This is a genomic window from Rhodosalinus halophilus (assembly GCF_003298775.1).
Taxonomy (GTDB): domain Bacteria; phylum Pseudomonadota; class Alphaproteobacteria; order Rhodobacterales; family Rhodobacteraceae; genus Rhodosalinus; species Rhodosalinus halophilus.
The window spans coordinates 133,314-148,593 of sequence record NZ_QNTQ01000011.1 but is presented as its reverse complement, the minus strand read 5'-3'; the positions used below and the strand labels follow the sequence as shown (position 1 = coordinate 148,593).

The window sequence follows — 15,280 nt, the reverse complement described above, 5'->3', positions numbered from 1 at the left end:
GCGACAGACCGTCCATGATGGCGACCCTGGTGCAGGTTGGGCTCGGCGGGGCGCTGGGCGCGGTGGCCCGGTATCTGACCGGCATGGCGGCGATCCGCCTGATGGGACCGGGCTTTCCCTGGGCCACGCTCACGGTCAACGTGGCGGGGTCCTTCCTGATGGGGGCGCTCGTGGTGATCCTCGCGCAGTATTCGGCAAACCGTCTCGCGCCGCTTCTGATGACGGGCGTGCTGGGCGGATTCACCACCTTCTCGGCCTTCTCGCTCGACGCGCTGACGCTCTGGGAGCGGGGGCAGGCCGGGCTCGCGGCGGCCTACGTCGCGGCGTCGGTCGTGCTCTCGCTCTCGGCGATCGCAGCCGGTCTGCTGGCGGCCCGGAGCCTGTTCGCATGAGCGTCGAACATGTCAGCGTCGGACAGGAGGACGCAGATCAGCGCCTCGACCGCTGGCTGCGGCGGCGTCATCCCCAGCTCACCCAGGGGCGCATCGAGAAGATGTGCCGCAAGGGCGAGCTGCGGGTGGACGGTGGCCGGGTGAAACCCGCCTTCCGGCTCGCGCCGGGGCAGAGCGTGCGCATCCCGCCGCTGCCGGCAGCGCCGGCGCCTGCGCCGAAGCCGGCCGCGCCCGACCGCAAGGACGCCGAGATGATCCGCGCCGCGGTGCTTTGGCGCGACGAGCACATTCTCGTGCTCGACAAACCCCCGGGCCTCGCCGTGCAGGGGGGCAGCGGGCAGACGCGGCATCTGGACGCGCTCGCCGAGGCCCTGCGCTTCGAGGCCGCGGAGGCGCCCAGGCTCGTCCACCGGCTCGACCGCGACACCTCGGGCGTGCTCCTGATGGCGCGCACGCGCAGGGTGGCGGCGGCGCTCACCGCGGCCTTCCGCACGAAGGAGACGCGCAAGATCTACTGGGCCGCGGTCGCCGGCGTGCCGTCCCCGCGGATGGGGACGATCCGCTACGGCCTGGTCAAGGCGGGAGGGCACGGCCCCCGGGGCGAGGGCGAGAAGATGCAGCTCGTCCACCCCGACGAGGTGGACGCGACACCGGGAGCCCGGCGGGCGGTGACCGACTATGCCGTGATCGAGGCGCTGGCCAGGCGGACCGCCTGGGTGGCGCTTGTCCCCGTCACCGGGCGGACGCACCAGCTGCGCGCGCATATGGCGGGCATCGGCCACCCGATCGTCGGGGACGGAAAATACGGCGGGCGCAGCCAGGAGAACCTGGGCGAGGGCTGGGGCGCGCAGCTCGGCGGCGAGATCAGCCGCAAGCTGCATCTGCACGCGCGCTCCATCGCGCTGACGCATCCGGTCACGGGCGTGCGGCTGACCTTCACCGCGCCGCTGCCCGCGCACATGCGCCGGACGTGGGACATGCTCGGCTGGCGCGAGGCGCAGGCGCCCGAGGATCCTTTCGCGGAGGCCGAGGCATGAGCGCCCTCCGGCTGGTCGTCTTCGACGTGGACGGCACGCTCGTGGATTCGCAGCGCGACATATTGCGCGCCATGACGGCGGCCTTCGGCGGGCTCGGCCTGCCGGCGCCGCCGCGCGCGGCTGTGCTGGCGATCGTGGGCCTCTCGCTCGACCACGCGATACCGCGTCTCGCCCCCGATCTCCCGGCGCGGGCGCATGCCGATCTGGTCCGGCTCTACCGCGAAGCTTATGCGGGCCTGCGCGGGCAGGGCCGGGTCGAGGAGACCTCGCCGCTTTACCCTGGCGCGCGCGAGGCGCTGGCGGAGCTGGCGGCGGCGCCGGACGTGCTTCTGGGCATCGCCACGGGGAAGTCGCGCCGGGGGCTCGACGTGCTGCTCGAGGCGCATGGGCTCGGGCGTGCCTTCGTGACGCAGCAGGTCGCCGACAACCACCCGTCCAAGCCGCATCCCTCGATGCTGCACGCGGCGCTGCGCGAGACCGGCGTCGAGGTGGAGCACGCCGTCATGGTCGGCGACACGCGCTACGACATCGAGATGGCGCGGGCGGCAGGGCTGCGCTCGGTGGGCGTGCGCTGGGGCTGTCACCCGGACGCGGATCTTGCCGGGGCGGACGTGCATGTGGACAGCTTCGCCGAGCTGCCGGCGGCGATAGAGAGGTTCTGGGAGGTCGCATGACGGAATGGGCGGCGCGGCGGTTCTGGACCGCAGCGGAGGCGATAGAGGCGGAAGGCGGCTACGCCGTGGCGCTCGACGCGCGCGTCGTCCGCACGCCCGCGCGTGCGCCGCTGGTGCTGCCATCGCGGCCGCTGGCCGCCGCCGTCGCGCAGGAATGGCAGGAGCAGCCCGAGGTGATCGATCCGGGGGCCATGCCGCTGACGCGCGCAGCGAACGTGGCCATCGACAAGGTGGCGCCCGCACGGGAGGGCGTGATCGACATGCTGGCCGACTACGGCGGCACCGATCTGCTGTGCTATCGCGCCGAGACGCCCGAAGCGCTCGCCGCCCGGCAGGCGGAAGCCTGGGATCCGCTGCTCGACTGGGCGGATCGCGCGCTGGGCGCGCCGCTCGTCTGCGGGGTGGGCGTCATGCATGTCGCGCAGCCCGAAGGCAGCCTCGCCGCGCTGCGCGCCGCGATCGAGACGCTCGACGCCTTCGAGCTCACCGCGCTGCATGATCTTGTCACGCTGTCGGGGTCGCTGATCATCGGGCTCGCGGCCGAGCGGGGCGCGGAGCGGCCCGAGCCGCTTTGGGCCGCGTCGCGCATCGACGAGACCTGGCAGGCCGAGCAGTGGGGCGAGGATTCCGAGGCGGCGGCGGCGGCGGAAGAGCGGCGCGCAGCCTTTCTGCGCGCGGCGCGCTTTCTCGCGCTGGCGCGCGAACCCGCCGCGCCCTGAGCCTGCGGCAGCCGCCGCATCGCACGGCAGGCGCGCCGTACGGCGCATCCGCCGGACATGTGCGGCTTGACCTTTAATCCTGAATCCGCCCACACTCGTCTCGCTTAGGCGAGGGGAATTCCCCTTGAATGACGACGGACCCGGATCGAAACGCCGGAGCCTCCGCGAACGACAGGGCGGAAAATCAGGAAGAGGAAAGCATGAACAGAACCGTATTTCTCGGCGCGCTCGCGGCCGCCGGTGTGACCGCGGGCGTCGCCGGCGCAGCGACGCTCGACGACGTCAAGGCACGTGGCGTGCTGAATTGCGGCGTCAACACGGGTCTCGTGGGCTTCGCCGCGCCGAATGCCGAAGGCGAATGGGAAGGCTTCGACGTCGCTGTCTGCCGCGCCGTGGCCGCCGCCGTGCTGGGCGATCCCTCGGCGGTCGAGTTCGTGTCGCTGACCGGCAAGACGCGCTTCACCGCGCTGGCTTCGGGCGAAATCGACATGCTCTCGCGCAACACGACCTGGACCTTCACGCGCGACGTGGACCTGAAGTTCGAGTTCACCGGCATCAACTACTACGACGGTCAGGGCTTCATCGTCCCGCGCGAGTTGGGCGTGTCCTCGGCCACCGAGCTTGACGGCGCCTCAATCTGCATCCAGACCGGCACCACGACCGAGTTGAACCTCGCGGACTACTTCCGCAAGAACAACATGGAATACGATCCGGTCCCGATCGAGACCAACGCCGAGGCCCTGCAGCTCTACAACGAGGGTTCCTGCGACGCCTACACCACCGACGCCTCCGGCCTCGCCGCCTCGCGCGCGACCTTCGAGAACCCGGGCGATCACGTGATCCTGCCCGAGATCATCTCCAAGGAGCCGCTGGGCCCCCTCGTCCGCCACGGCGACAACGAATGGGGTGACGTGGTGCGCTGGACGCTCAACGCGCTCATCGCCGCCGAAGAGCTTGGTATCACCTCGGCCAACATCGATGAACTGAGCCAGGGCACGAACAGCCCCGAAATCAACCGGATCCTCGGCACCGAGGGCAACCTGGGCGAGATGCTGGGCCTCGACCCGGACTGGGCCGTGCGCGCGATCAAGGCCGGCGGCAACTACGGCGAAATCTTCGCGCGGCACATCGGCGAGAGCACGCCCATCGGGCTTGCGCGCGGGCTCAATGCTCAGTGGACCGAAGGCGGCCTGATGTACGCGCCGCCCTTCCGGTAAGACCCGACCAGATGGAAGGGGCGCCGTGCGCGCCCCTTCCTCTCCAGACCTTCATCGCATAACAGGGCCGCGACCCAGCCGCGGATCAGCCCGGCAGAGCGATGGAGTCTGCGCCGACAGGGATCATTACATGGCCTCAGTCACGGACCCCGAGCCGCCACGCGAGTCGTTCCGGCTGTCGATGCTGCTGAACGACACGCGGTATCGCGGCTATACGTTTCAGTTCATCGCGCTGCTGCTTCTGATCCTGTTCATGGCCTACCTGGGCTGGAACCTCGTCCGCAATCTGGTGGATCAGGGTCAGGACATCTCCTTCGAGTTCATGGGGCAGCCGGCCAGCTACGACATCAACCAGCGCCTCATTCCCTACGACAGTCAGGACACGCACCTGCGCGCCGCCTTCGTGGGGGTGCTCAACACCCTCTTGGTTGCCTTCCTCGGGTGCGTCACGGCAACGGTTCTGGGCGTGCTGGCGGGTGTCCTGCGACTGTCGAAGAACTGGCTCGTGGCCAAGCTGATGGCCTTCTATGTCGAGATCTTCCGAAACGTCCCGGTCCTGATCTGGATCCTGATCATCTTCTTCGTGATGACCGCCGCGCTGCCCGCGCCATCGGCCTTCCGCGGCGACGATCCCGATTCCTCGATGCTGTTCGGCGCCTTCGCCTTCACCAATCGTGGCGTCTATGTCCCGCGGCCGATCTGGGAGGCCGGTTCGGCCATCGTCGTCGCGGTGTTTCTCGCCTCGCTCGTCGCAGTCTTCGCCTATCGCCGTTACGCCACGAAGCTGCTCTATGACACCGGCCGCCTGCTGCCGATGGGCTGGCCCTCGCTCGCCATCCTGATCGTTCCCACGCTGCTTGCCTTCTTCGCGCTCGGGCAGCCCATCTCGCTCGAATACCCGGAACTGCGCGGCTTCAACTTTCAGGACGGTATCCAGGTGCGCGGCTCGCTCATCGCGCTGTGGTTTGCGCTGGCGATCTACACAGGCGCCTTCATCGCCGAGAACGTGCGCGCCGGCATCATGTCCGTCAGCCACGGCCAGACAGAGGCGGCCGCTGCGCTTGGCCTGCGCCCGCGACGGATCATGTCGCTCGTGATACTGCCGCAGGCGCTGCGCGTGGTGATCCCGCCGGTGATCTCGCAGTATCTCAACCTGACCAAGAACAGCTCGCTCGCCATCGCGGTCGGCTACATGGACGTGACCGGAACGCTGGGCGGCATCACGCTGAACCAGACAGGCCGCGCGATCGAATCCGTGATGCTCCTGATGCTGTTCTACCTCGTGATCTCGCTGACGATCTCGGCGGTGATGAACCTCTACAACAACGCCGTGAAGCTGAAGGAGCGCTAAGGATGCGCGCCGTGCAGGAGCCTTTCGATGAGTGATACGCACGCTCAGGCCGCGCAGCTCGCCTTCGTCCGCACGGAGACGATCCCGCCCGCGCCGCCCCCCGTCGCGGAGGCGGGGATCGTTAAGTGGCTGCGCGAGAATCTCTTCTCGTCGGTCGGCAACACGCTGCTGACGCTGGTGTCGCTCTGGGCGATCTGGTGGGTGCTGTCGGCAACCATGCCCTGGATATTCAACGGCGTGTGGAATGCGGACAGCCTGCGCGAATGCCGCGAGATCCTTGACGGCGCGACAGGCGCCTGCTGGGCGGTGATCCGCGAACGCTGGACGCAGCTGCTCTTCGGCGTGACCTATCCGGCGGACAGTTACTGGCGCCCCACGCTCGCCTTCGTGCTGCTCTTCGTGGCGCTCGCGCCGGTGCTCTTTCCCAAGGCGCCGCGGAATCTTCTGCCCTTCACCGCGATCTATCCGTTCCTTGCCTACTTCCTGGTCTGGGGCGGATCGGTCTGGGTGCCCGTGATGGCCGCGGCGGGTTTCGTCGTGGGCTATCTCGTCTTCCAGCGGCTGGTCGCGCAGAGCTTCGCCATGGGCTTCTTCGGCGCGATTGCCGCCGCGCTCGTCTTCTGGTCGCTGTCAGGCCTCGTCACGCCGACGCTGACGGCGATCGCCCCGGTCACGCTCGAGGCGGTGCCGTCCCGCGACATGGGCGGCTTCATGCTCAACCTGATCCTGGGTACGGTCTGCGTGTCGCTCTCGCTGCCGATCGGGATCGCGCTGGCGCTCGGGCGGCAGTCCGACATGCCGATCATCAAGTGGATCTGCGTGATCTTCATCGAGTTCATCCGCGGCGTGCCGCTCATCACGCTGCTCTTCGTGGCGAACGTGGTGCTGGCCTACTTCCTGCCGCCCAACTCGACCTTCGACCTGATCCTGCGGGTGATCATCATGATCACCATGTTCGCCTCCGCCTATATCGCGGAGGTGGTGCGCGGCGGCCTCGCGGCGCTGCCCAAGGGGCAATACGAGGCGGCGGCGGCGCTGGGCCTCGACTACCCGCAGGCCATGCGCCTCATCATCCTGCCGCAGGCGCTCAAGATCTCGATCCCCGGCATCGTCAACGTCGCGGTCGGGCTCTTCAAGGACACCACGCTGGTGTCGGTGATCGCCATGTTCGACCTCGTGGGCATGATTCGCGGGCCCATTCTCGCCTCGACCGAGTGGAACGGCGTCTACTGGGAGCTTTTCGGCTTCGCCGCGGCGCTCTTCTTCGTCGTCTGCTACGGCATCTCGCAGTATTCGCAGTGGCTGGAGCGTCAGCTTCAGACCGAACGCCGATAAGGAAAGACCCGATGACCGAAATTCCCCAGCCGCACCCGGAGAACCTCACGCCCATCGACCGGAGCCACATGCAGGTCTCCGACGAGGAGGCCATCGAGATCGTCGGCATGAACAAGTGGTTCGGCCAGTTCCACGTGCTGCGCGACATCGACCTCACGGTCTATCGGGGCGAGCGCATCGTGATCTGCGGGCCATCGGGGTCGGGCAAGTCCACGCTGATCCGCTGCATCAACGCCCTCGAAGAGCACCAGAAAGGCAAGATCGTCGTGGACGGGACGGAGCTTTCGTCCAACCTGCGCAACATCGATACCATCCGCTCCGAGGTCGGGATGGTGTTCCAGCATTTCAATCTCTTCCCGCATCTGACCATCCTCGAGAACTGCACCCTCGCGCCGATCTGGGTCCGCAAGACGCCCAAGAAGGAAGCGGAAGAGACGGCGATGCACTTCCTGACCAAGGTCAAGATTCCCGAGCAGGCGCACAAGTATCCCGGCCAGCTCTCGGGCGGTCAGCAACAGCGCGTCGCCATCGCGCGGTCGCTCTGCATGCGGCCCAAGATCATGCTCTTCGACGAGCCCACCTCCGCGCTCGATCCCGAGATGATCAAGGAGGTGCTCGACACCATGATCGAGCTTGCCGAGGAGGGGATGACCATGCTCGTCGTCACGCACGAGATGGGCTTCGCCCGGCAGGTGGCGAACCGGGTGATCTTCATGGACCAGGGGCAGATCGTCGAGCAGAACGAGCCAGAGGCTTTCTTCGGCAACCCGCAGAACGAACGCACGAAGCTCTTCCTGAGCCAGATTCTCGGCCACTGAGCGGGGGCGCTCCTCCGCCCTGACGGGCGTCCTCGCGCGCGAAGAGCGCCCGCAGGGACGCGATGAGCGGCTTACTCCAGCTCGCGCGGGACGATGAAGTCGACTGCGCGGGCGATGCCGAAATCGGCGTCGCGCCAGCGGTCGATGTCGAACTCGGCGACCAGCGTCGCCGCGGTGGGGTAGTCATGAAAGCGCGGATGCGCGGGCGGCGTCACCACGATCGAGCCGGCGAAATCGCCGATGCCCGGGTTGTGCCCGATCAGCGCGACGGTGGCGCCCTCCGCCGCGCGCAGCACTTCGAGGATGTCCTCCGCCTCGGCGAGGTACAGCATGCGCGTGCAGGTCACGGGCGCCTCGATGCCCAGACGGTCGAAGGTCTCGCGGGTGCGCGCCGCGTCCGAACAGATCACCTCGTCGGGCAGATAGCCCTTCTCGCGCAGCCAGGCCCCGATGAGCGGCGCGGAACGCCGGCCGCGCTTGTTGAGCGGGCGCGCGTGATCGTCCAGCGCGAGCGACCAATCCGATTTCGCGTGCCGGATCAGGATCAGCCGCCGCATCCTAGCGCCCCATCCGGTGTGCCGGGCGGATGAGCGTGCCCGCGCCGTGCTCGGTATAGAGTTCCAGCAGGCAGGCGTTGGGCGCGCGGCCGTCGAGGATGACGACGCCCCGCACGCCCCCTTCTATGGCGCCGAGCGCCGTCTCGGTCTTGGGGATCATGCCGCCCGCGATCACGCCGGCCTCGGTCATCTCGCGGATGGTCTCGGCCGAGAGCTCTTCCTGCACCTCGCCGGCGGCGTTCTTGACGCCGGCGACATCGGTCAGCAGCAGCAACCGGTCGGCCTTCAGCGCCGCGGCGATGGCGCCGGCGGCCGTGTCGCCGTTGACGTTGAAGGTCTCGCCCGCCCGGCCCGTGCCGATGGGCGCGATCACCGGGACGATCCCCTTGTCGAAGAGATCGCGCAGAAAGCCCGCGTTCACCTCCGCCGGCGTGCCGACGAAGCCCAGTGCGGAGTCGGTCTGATCGCAGACCATGAGCCCTGCATCCTTGCCCGACAGGCCCACGGCCTTGCCGCCCTGTTCGCCGATGGCCTGCACGATCCGCTTGTTGACCCGGCCCGAGAGCACCATCTCGACCACCTCGATGGTCGCCGCGTCCGTCACCCGCTTGCCGCCCACGAATTCCGAGACGACGCCGAGCTTGCCCAGCATCGCGTTGATCATCGGGCCGCCCCCGTGCACGACCACCGGGTTCACGCCCACCATCCGCATCAGCACCACGTCGCGGGCGAATTCCTCCATCGCGGCGTCGTCGCCCATCGCGTTGCCGCCGAGCTTGATGACCACCACGGCGCCGTCGTAGCGCTGCAGATAGGGCAGGGCCTGGCTCAGCGTGCGGGCGGTGGCGATCCAGTCGCGGGTGGTTTGCTTCGGCATGGCGGCCCTCCTCGCGCGGGGTTATCTCCGCCGCCACGGCCGGGCGCAAGCAGAAGCGCGCGCCACTCAGGCGAGCGCGGCCACGATCGCCCGCAGCGTCGGCAGCCCCTCTCCCGTCTCCGACGAGGTCAGCACGATCTCGGGGAAGGCCGCCGGATGCCGGGCGAGCGCCCCGCGCACCTGCGCCAGCATCTTCTCGCGATCCTTGGGCTTCACCTTGTCGGCTTTCGTGAGCACGGTCTGGAAGGTGACGGCCGCGCCATCGAGAAGCGCCATGATCTCCTCGTCCACCGGCTTCACCCCATGCCGCGAGTCGATCAGCACGAAGGCGCGGCGCAGGTTGACGCGGCCGGAAAGATAGGCCTTGAGCAGCCTCTGCCACCGCTCCACCACGGGAAGCGGCGCCTTGGCGTAGCCGTAGCCCGGCAGGTCCACGAGGTAATGGCTCTCGCCCAGCGTGAAGAAGTTGATCTCCTGCGTGCGTCCCGGCGTGTTGGACGTTCGCGCGAGCGTCCTGCGCCCGGTGAGCGCGTTGATCAGGCTGGACTTGCCGACGTTGGATCGGCCGGCGAAGCAGACTTCGGCGCGATCGGCGGGCGGCAGGCCGTCCATCGCCACGACGCCCTTCAGGAAGTCGACGGAGCCCGCGAACAGCCGACGCCCCGCTTCCTCCTCCGCGGCCTCGGGCGCCTCGGCGAGCGGGAAGGTCAGGACCGTCATGCCCGGGTCACGGCGTCGCCGGCCGCGATCTCTCCGCCCTCGACCACCTCGGCATAGACGGCGAAATCCTCGTGTCCCCAGCTGCGCAGCAGCGCGAGTGTGTCCACGTCCGCGCGTCCCGTCTCCGGGTTCGCGGTGGTCGCGCTGCACCGCCCGGTGCGCTCGACCACGCGCAGGACCGCCCCGCCGATCCTGACCTCCCGGCCGACGAGGTCGAATTCTTCCCACGGCGCCAGCCCCTCGACCCAGAGATTGCCGCGCCAGCGATGCCGCGACAGCGGACGCCCGTGGCGCTGCTCCACCGCCCGGTGCGATGCGTGGTTGCACAGCGAAATGGAGGGGAAATCCGTGTCCGTCATGCCGCGGCCGGGCACCCGGACCAGTCGCGCCGGCAGGGCGCGCCCCTCGGGCATCAGCGGGCGCACCCAGTCGAGAAAGGCCGCCGCTTCCGTATCGGGGCGAAAGGTCAGCGCCGGGCGGTCCGGGTGGCGCAGCGTGACGGTCTCGGTCGCCTCGTCGAGCGCGGCCTCGATCGCCATCAGCGCGGGCGCCTTGGCGCCGCGGGTGAATTCTGCGCAGGGCGCCCAGGCGCTGCCGTCCGTGCGCGCCGCCTCGTGCGCCACCGCCCAGGCGCGATCCCAGGGCAGGGTCGCCCCGGCCTCGAGCCTCACCCGGTCCAGCGCCTCGCGGCCGTGGGCCTTGATCGGATGGCGCCAGATCTCGGTGAGCCGGGCGGTCATTTGCTCTCGGTCTTGGCCTTGCGCCGGAAGCTCGACAGGATGTTGCCGAGGACGTCGGGCTTGTAGCCCTGGCTGCGCATGATCGCATACTGCTGCGCGAAGGTGATCACGTTGTTGGCGATCCAGTAGAGCACGAGGCCGCTTGCGAAGCTGCCCAGCATGAACATGAACACCCAGGGCATCCAGGCGAAGATCATCTGCTGTGTCGGATCCGTCGGCGCCGGGTTCAGCTTCTGCTGAAGCCACATCGAGACGCCGAGGATGATCGGCAGAATGCCGATAAAGATCAGCGCCAGGATCGACTCGGGCGGCGGCGCATCCCAGGGCATGAGGCCGAAGAGGTTCATGATCGAGGTCGGGTCGGGCGCGGAGAGGTCGTTGAAGGGCCCGAACCACGGCGCGTGGCGCAGCTCGATCGTGACGAAGATCACCTTGTAGAGCGAGAAGAAGATCGGGATCTGCAGCAGGATCGGCAGACATCCCGACGCGGGGTTCACCCGCTCCTTCTTGTAGAGCTCCATCATCTCCTGCTGGAAGCGCTGGCGGTCGTCGCCGGTGCGTTCCTTGATCTTCTCCATCTCGGGCTGAAGCTCCTTCATCTTCGCCATCGAGACGTAGGACTTGTAGGCGAGCGGCAGCAGCAGCGCCTTGATGAAGAGCGTGAGCCCGATGATCGCCCAGCCCATGTTGCCGATGATCTGGTTGATCTCGTGCAGAAGCCAGAAGATCGGCTTGGTCAGGAAGAAGAACCATCCCCAGTCGATCGAGTCGATGAAGCGATCGACGCCCGCGCGCTGGTAGTCGCGGATCGTCTCCCACTCCTTGGCGCCGGCGAAGAGTTGCGTGCTGGCCTCGGTGCTCTCGCCCGGTGCGAGCGTCCGCGTCGGCAGCACCGCCTCGGTCTGATAGATGTCGCGCCGGTCATCGTATTTCGCCGCCGCCTTGAAGGCGGCGCCGCCGGGCGGGATGAGCGTGGTCATCCAGTAGTGATCGGTGAAGCCGATCCAGCCGTCCTGCGAGACGCGGATCACTTCGGCGCGGGCGCCTTCGGCCGGGTCGATCTCGAGGTCCGCCACGTCGTCGTAGTCGATCTCCGAAAGCGTCCCGTCCGCCATCGCGATGACGCCCTCGTGGAGAATGAAGAAGTTCTTCAGGTTCTCCGGCTCGCCGTGCCGCGCGACGATGCCGTAGGGCGCGAGGCTGACGGTGCCGGTGCCGTCGTTGGTCACCTGCTGGGTGACACTGAACATGTAGTCTTCGTCCACCGCGATGCGTCGGGTGAAGGTGAGCCCCGCGTCGTTCGTCCAGGTCAGCGTGACCGGGTTGCCGGGCGAAAGCGTGTCGCCCTCGGCCAGCTCCCACATCGTGTTCGCGCCCGGCACCTGTTCGAGCGACAGGCCTTGACCCGGCGCCCAGCCGTAAAGCGCGTAATAGGCGTTGGGCGTGCCCGCCGGCCGCAGCAGTTCGACGATCGGGGCGTTCTCGTCGGGTTCGTCGCGGTAGTCCTTGAGCGCGAGGGTGTCGAGCCGTCCGCCCTGCAGCGAGATGGAGCCCGACAGCCGGGGCGTCTCGATGGCGATGCGGGGGGCGTCCGCGCCGGTTGTCTCGGTCGCGGCTCCGGCCCCCGGGGTTCCCGTCTGGGCTTCGGGCGCAGTGGTCGGGGCCGTGGCGACATCCGCCGGGGCCGAGGCCGTGCGGTCGGTCGCGTTCGGATCCTCGGGTGGCGCGTCGGGTGGCGGGAAGAGCAGGAACCAGGCGAGGATGACGCCGAAACTCAGCGCCGTCGCAAGAATGAGGTTCTTGTTCTGATCGTCCATGAAGCGGCGCCCCGATCGCTGGCTGTCGCGGAAATTCAGAGCAGGGTTCAACAGACCGCGAGCCGAAAGGTCAAGGACAAAGGCCGCGTCACAGGGCTGCGCCCGCCGCCTCGACGTGGCGTTTCGTCACTCGCTGCCCCGCGCCCGGGCGGCCGGGACGGCTCGGCGCCATCTGTGGCGGCCCCGGGGCGAGGTCGCGGGGCCGCGCCCATGCGGGTTGCGTCGACCGGCCTGCGCGACGGGCTGCGCCACCACGCCTTGCATCAATGCCCGCAAGATAACGGCTGCGGCCTGTGTCGGCGGGGCTGCGTGTCCTCGGGTCGCGTAGTAAGACCGTCGCGTGGCGCCGGAATGGGGGTACGTGGGGCGCGCCTAGCCGGCGCCGCGGCCGATGCGGGGCGGCGCGTCGAGCCGGGCGGCGTGGCGTGCGATCCACTCGGAAGTGTGCTCGAAGGGCATGGGGTGCGCGATGGCGAAGCCCTGCACGTGGCCGCAGCCGAGCTGGGCCAGCAGCGCGTGCTCGCCGCCCGTCTCGACACCCTCCGCGACGGTGCCGAGCCCGAGCTGGTCGGCCATCGACAGGATCGCGGTGACGAGGCGTTGCTGGTCGGGATCGCGGTCGCACTTGGCGACGAAGGAACGGTCGATCTTGATGCGGTTCACCCGGAAGCGTCTGAGCGACGCGATCGAGGCATGTCCGGTGCCGAAATCATCGAGATCGATCCCGCAGCCCATCGCCGCGAGCGCATTGACGTTGCGCGCGGTGACGTCCTCCGGCGCACCGGCGATCACGGTCTCCAGCACCTCCAGCGTCAGCCGTTCGGGCGCCACGCCGAAGCGATCGAGCTCCCAGGCGAGGCGGTCGGCCAGTCGCGGGTCACGCAGTTCCGCAGCCGAGACGTTGACGCTGACCGCCGGTACCTCGAGGCCGCTCCGGTCCCATGCGGCAAGCGCCGTGAGCGACTGGCGCAGCATGATCTCGCCCAGCCGCCCGAGCAGGCCGGCCTCTTCGAGCGCAGGCAGGAACTCGGCAGGCGGCACCGGCCCGCGCTCGGGGTGAGTCCAGCGCGCGAGCGCCTCGAAGCCGGTGACGCGGCCCGTCTCGGTCGAGATCTGCGGCTGGAACCAAGCGTTGATCCGCCCCGATTCGAGCGCGGCCGCCACGGCATCGGCGAGATCGGCGCGCCGGATGCGCGCGCGCGCCGTCTCGCTCGAATGGGCGCGGATGGCCGACGGGCCGGCGGCCTGCGCTTCGGCCAGCGCGGCAAGTCCGGCCTCGAGCAGTGCCTCGGCATCCGCCCCGGGCAGGCGCTGCGAGAGCGCGAAGCCGACCGAGGCCGTCAGATAGAGGGTGTCGCCGTCGATCCCGACGGGCTCCTCCACGGCGTTCTGAAGGCGTCCGGCAATCTGGATCGCGGCCTCGAGATCGAGCCGGCGAGCGGCGTCGAGCGCCACGGCGAAGCGCCCGTCGGTGAGCCGTGCCACGGTGTCGCCCGTCCGCAGCGCCGCGCTCAGCCGTTCGGCGATGCGGCGCAGCGCCGTCTCTTCGGCCGCCGTGCCGCAGCGCGCGCGCAGATCGGCAAGATCGTCGAGCTCCAGCACGATGCAGGCGGTGGCCAGCCCCGGCGCGGCGCGCGCGACCTCAAGCGCCTCGAGCAGGCCGTCGCGCAGCGGCAGCCCGGTCACGGGATCGGTGGGCTGACGGTCGGCGGCGGGCGCGCCCTCGAACGCGCCGGACATCGCGAAGACGGCCGGCAGCCCGAGCGCCGTGGCGATCAGCGCCCCCTCTCCGCCGAGCCAGAACGCCCCGAGCGCCAGGGCCGGGATGAAGGCAAGCAGGGATGGCTCGGCCAGCGCGCGGCGCATTCTGCGGCGCAGAGAGGCTAGAGCGACCCGGAGGCGGAACGGCATGGCACGGACCCTCGGCTGACATCGCCGGCATGGTGCCGGCAGGCGGCCCGGCGCCGCCCGTGGTGCAACCTAGGGCGATCTTCCTGATTGCGGGTTAACGCAGGGCGGGAACCTCGCCGGAATTCTCCGCATCGTCGTCGGCTGCGGCCGCCATGAGGCCCGCGAAATCGAAGAGCCGCGGGTCGAGCAGATGCGAGGGCCGCGCGTTCATCAGCGCGCGGAACATCACCTGCCGGCGGCCCGGGCGGTTTCGCTCCCAGCCGTCGAGGATCGCCTTGACCTGCTGGCGCTGCAGCCCGTCCTGGCTGCCGCAGAGGTCGCAGGGGATGATGGGGTAGCCCATGGACCGGGCGAAGCGGGCGCAATCGTCCTCGGCCACATGCGCGAGCGGGCGCAAAACCAGCAGGTCGCCCTCGTCGTTGACGAGCTTCGGCGGCATGGTGGCGAGCCGGCCGCCATGGAAGAGGTTCATGAAGAAGGTCTCGAGGATGTCGTCGCGGTGGTGGCCGAGCACCACCGCGCTGCACCCTTCCTCGCGGGCGATCCGGTAGAGATGCCCGCGCCGCAGCCGCGAACAGAGCGCGCAATATGTCCGGCCCTCGGGCACCTTGTCGGTCACCACCGAATAGGTATCCTGATATTCGATCCGGTGGGGCACGCCGCGCTCGGTCAGGAACTCGGGCAGCACCGTCGCGGGAAAGCCAGGCTGCCCCTGATCGAGATTGCAGGCGAGGATCTCGACCGGCAGCAGCCCGCGCCATTGCAGTTCGGTCAGCGCGGCGAGCAGCGTGTAGCTGTCCTTGCCGCCCGAGAGACAGACGAGCCAGCGCGCCCCGCGCCCGCCCTGCGCAGGCCGCGCTCCGGGCACGACCATGCCGTAGTTTTCTATCGCCTCGCGCACCTGCCGGACGATCCGCTTGCGCAGCTTGCGGAACTCGGTGGTCTGCGGCGCGCCCGCGAAGAGCGGGTGAATATCGCCGTCTGCCGTCTCCGCGAAGTCGGGGCTCTGGTCCTTCATGGCAGCCCGTATGCCAGAGCGCGCCGCGCGGGGGAAGCCGCCGCAGTTGACCGTATGAACGACCCGGGCCTAGAGTTCTGCGTCGGATGGAAAAGGG

Annotated in this window: 15 protein-coding genes; 8 read left to right on the top strand and 7 right to left on the bottom strand. The window is 69.1% G+C overall.

The window, feature by feature from the left end; translation table 11 throughout:
- Positions 1-14: 14 nt before the first annotated feature.
- From crcB to DRV85_RS13080, 8 genes are all read left to right on the top strand, one after another.
- On the top strand, positions 15-392 hold the full coding sequence (gene crcB / locus DRV85_RS13115) for a fluoride efflux transporter CrcB (protein WP_113289924.1): 378 nt from the start codon (positions 15-17) through the stop codon (positions 390-392).
- Positions 389-1,429, top strand: a complete 1,041-nt coding sequence (locus DRV85_RS13110) for an RluA family pseudouridine synthase (protein ID WP_113289923.1) — start codon at positions 389-391, stop codon at positions 1,427-1,429. Before crcB ends, DRV85_RS13110 begins: the two co-directional genes overlap by 4 nt.
- Positions 1,426-2,103: an HAD-IA family hydrolase gene (locus DRV85_RS13105; protein WP_113289922.1), complete on the top strand. Its 678-nt coding sequence runs from the start codon at positions 1,426-1,428 to the stop codon at positions 2,101-2,103. Before DRV85_RS13110 ends, DRV85_RS13105 begins: the two co-directional genes overlap by 4 nt.
- Complete coding sequence (locus DRV85_RS13100) at positions 2,100-2,822, top strand: ATP12 family chaperone protein (protein WP_113289921.1); 723 nt, start codon at positions 2,100-2,102, stop codon at positions 2,820-2,822. Before DRV85_RS13105 ends, DRV85_RS13100 begins: the two co-directional genes overlap by 4 nt.
- 200 nt (positions 2,823-3,022) lie before the next feature.
- A complete protein-coding gene (locus tag DRV85_RS13095; protein ID WP_113289963.1) occupies positions 3,023-4,039 on the top strand; it encodes an amino acid ABC transporter substrate-binding protein in 1,017 nt (338 codons plus the stop codon).
- Between the two features lie 130 nt (positions 4,040-4,169).
- The gene (locus DRV85_RS13090) at positions 4,170-5,390 is read left to right on the top strand and encodes an amino acid ABC transporter permease (RefSeq protein ID WP_113289920.1); all 1,221 of its coding nucleotides are present in this window, start codon (positions 4,170-4,172) and stop codon (positions 5,388-5,390) included.
- A gap of 27 nt (positions 5,391-5,417) precedes the next feature.
- Positions 5,418-6,725, top strand: coding sequence for an amino acid ABC transporter permease (locus DRV85_RS13085; protein ID WP_113289919.1), 1,308 nt, complete (start codon positions 5,418-5,420; stop codon positions 6,723-6,725).
- A gap of 11 nt (positions 6,726-6,736) precedes the next feature.
- Positions 6,737-7,543: an amino acid ABC transporter ATP-binding protein gene (locus DRV85_RS13080; RefSeq protein ID WP_113289918.1), complete on the top strand. Its 807-nt coding sequence runs from the start codon at positions 6,737-6,739 to the stop codon at positions 7,541-7,543.
- Between the two features lie 71 nt (positions 7,544-7,614).
- Here the strand turns inward: DRV85_RS13080 and DRV85_RS13075 are convergent, their stop codons facing one another.
- From DRV85_RS13075 to ttcA, 7 genes are all read right to left on the bottom strand, one after another.
- Entirely contained in the window at positions 7,615-8,100 is a 486-nt protein-coding gene (locus tag DRV85_RS13075) for a SixA phosphatase family protein (RefSeq protein ID WP_113289917.1), read from the bottom strand.
- 1 nt (position 8,101) lies between these two features.
- Entirely contained in the window at positions 8,102-8,977 is an 876-nt protein-coding gene (argB, locus tag DRV85_RS13070; RefSeq protein ID WP_113289916.1) for an acetylglutamate kinase, read from the bottom strand.
- A 66-nt stretch (positions 8,978-9,043) separates the two neighbouring features.
- Complete coding sequence (gene yihA, locus DRV85_RS13065) at positions 9,044-9,697, bottom strand: ribosome biogenesis GTP-binding protein YihA/YsxC (RefSeq protein ID WP_113289915.1); 654 nt, start codon at positions 9,695-9,697, stop codon at positions 9,044-9,046.
- Positions 9,694-10,437 carry an MOSC domain-containing protein gene (locus DRV85_RS13060; protein ID WP_113289914.1) on the bottom strand — a complete coding sequence of 248 codons (744 nt, stop codon included), beginning with the start codon at positions 10,435-10,437 and terminating at the stop codon, positions 9,694-9,696. The genes yihA and DRV85_RS13060 overlap by 4 nt, the downstream gene beginning before the upstream one ends.
- Entirely contained in the window at positions 10,434-12,254 is a 1,821-nt protein-coding gene (yidC, locus tag DRV85_RS13055) for a membrane protein insertase YidC (protein ID WP_113289913.1), read from the bottom strand. Before yidC ends, DRV85_RS13060 begins: the two co-directional genes overlap by 4 nt.
- A 372-nt stretch (positions 12,255-12,626) precedes the next feature.
- Positions 12,627-14,120, bottom strand: coding sequence for a putative bifunctional diguanylate cyclase/phosphodiesterase (locus DRV85_RS13050; RefSeq protein ID WP_113289912.1), 1,494 nt, complete (start codon positions 14,118-14,120; stop codon positions 12,627-12,629).
- A 139-nt stretch (positions 14,121-14,259) separates the two neighbouring features.
- The gene (gene ttcA / locus DRV85_RS13045) at positions 14,260-15,183 is read right to left on the bottom strand and encodes a tRNA 2-thiocytidine(32) synthetase TtcA (protein WP_113289911.1); all 924 of its coding nucleotides are present in this window, start codon (positions 15,181-15,183) and stop codon (positions 14,260-14,262) included.
- Between the last annotated feature and the right edge of the window lie 97 nt (positions 15,184-15,280).

What these genes read in the sequence shown, in the direction of transcription:
- crcB (WP_113289924.1), top strand. Translation starts at nt 15, where the DNA reads ATGATGGCGACCCTGGTGCAGGTTGGGCTCGGCGGGGCGCTGGGCGCG.
- DRV85_RS13110 (WP_113289923.1), top strand. Translation starts at nt 389, where the DNA reads ATGAGCGTCGAACATGTCAGCGTCGGACAGGAGGACGCAGATCAGCGC.
- DRV85_RS13105 (WP_113289922.1), top strand. Translation starts at nt 1,426, where the DNA reads ATGAGCGCCCTCCGGCTGGTCGTCTTCGACGTGGACGGCACGCTCGTG.
- DRV85_RS13100 (WP_113289921.1), top strand. Translation starts at nt 2,100, where the DNA reads ATGACGGAATGGGCGGCGCGGCGGTTCTGGACCGCAGCGGAGGCGATA.
- DRV85_RS13095 (WP_113289963.1), top strand. Translation starts at nt 3,023, where the DNA reads ATGAACAGAACCGTATTTCTCGGCGCGCTCGCGGCCGCCGGTGTGACC.
- DRV85_RS13090 (WP_113289920.1), top strand. Translation starts at nt 4,170, where the DNA reads ATGGCCTCAGTCACGGACCCCGAGCCGCCACGCGAGTCGTTCCGGCTG.
- DRV85_RS13085 (WP_113289919.1), top strand. Translation starts at nt 5,418, where the DNA reads ATGAGTGATACGCACGCTCAGGCCGCGCAGCTCGCCTTCGTCCGCACG.
- DRV85_RS13080 (WP_113289918.1), top strand. Translation starts at nt 6,737, where the DNA reads ATGACCGAAATTCCCCAGCCGCACCCGGAGAACCTCACGCCCATCGAC.
- DRV85_RS13075 (WP_113289917.1), bottom strand. Translation starts at nt 8,100, where the DNA reads ATGCGGCGGCTGATCCTGATCCGGCACGCGAAATCGGATTGGTCGCTC.
- argB (WP_113289916.1), bottom strand. Translation starts at nt 8,977, where the DNA reads ATGCCGAAGCAAACCACCCGCGACTGGATCGCCACCGCCCGCACGCTG.
- yihA (WP_113289915.1), bottom strand. Translation starts at nt 9,697, where the DNA reads ATGACGGTCCTGACCTTCCCGCTCGCCGAGGCGCCCGAGGCCGCGGAG.
- DRV85_RS13060 (WP_113289914.1), bottom strand. Translation starts at nt 10,437, where the DNA reads ATGACCGCCCGGCTCACCGAGATCTGGCGCCATCCGATCAAGGCCCAC.
- yidC (WP_113289913.1), bottom strand. Translation starts at nt 12,254, where the DNA reads ATGGACGATCAGAACAAGAACCTCATTCTTGCGACGGCGCTGAGTTTC.
- DRV85_RS13050 (WP_113289912.1), bottom strand. Translation starts at nt 14,120, where the DNA reads ATGCGCCGCGCGCTGGCCGAGCCATCCCTGCTTGCCTTCATCCCGGCC.
- ttcA (WP_113289911.1), bottom strand. Translation starts at nt 15,183, where the DNA reads ATGAAGGACCAGAGCCCCGACTTCGCGGAGACGGCAGACGGCGATATT.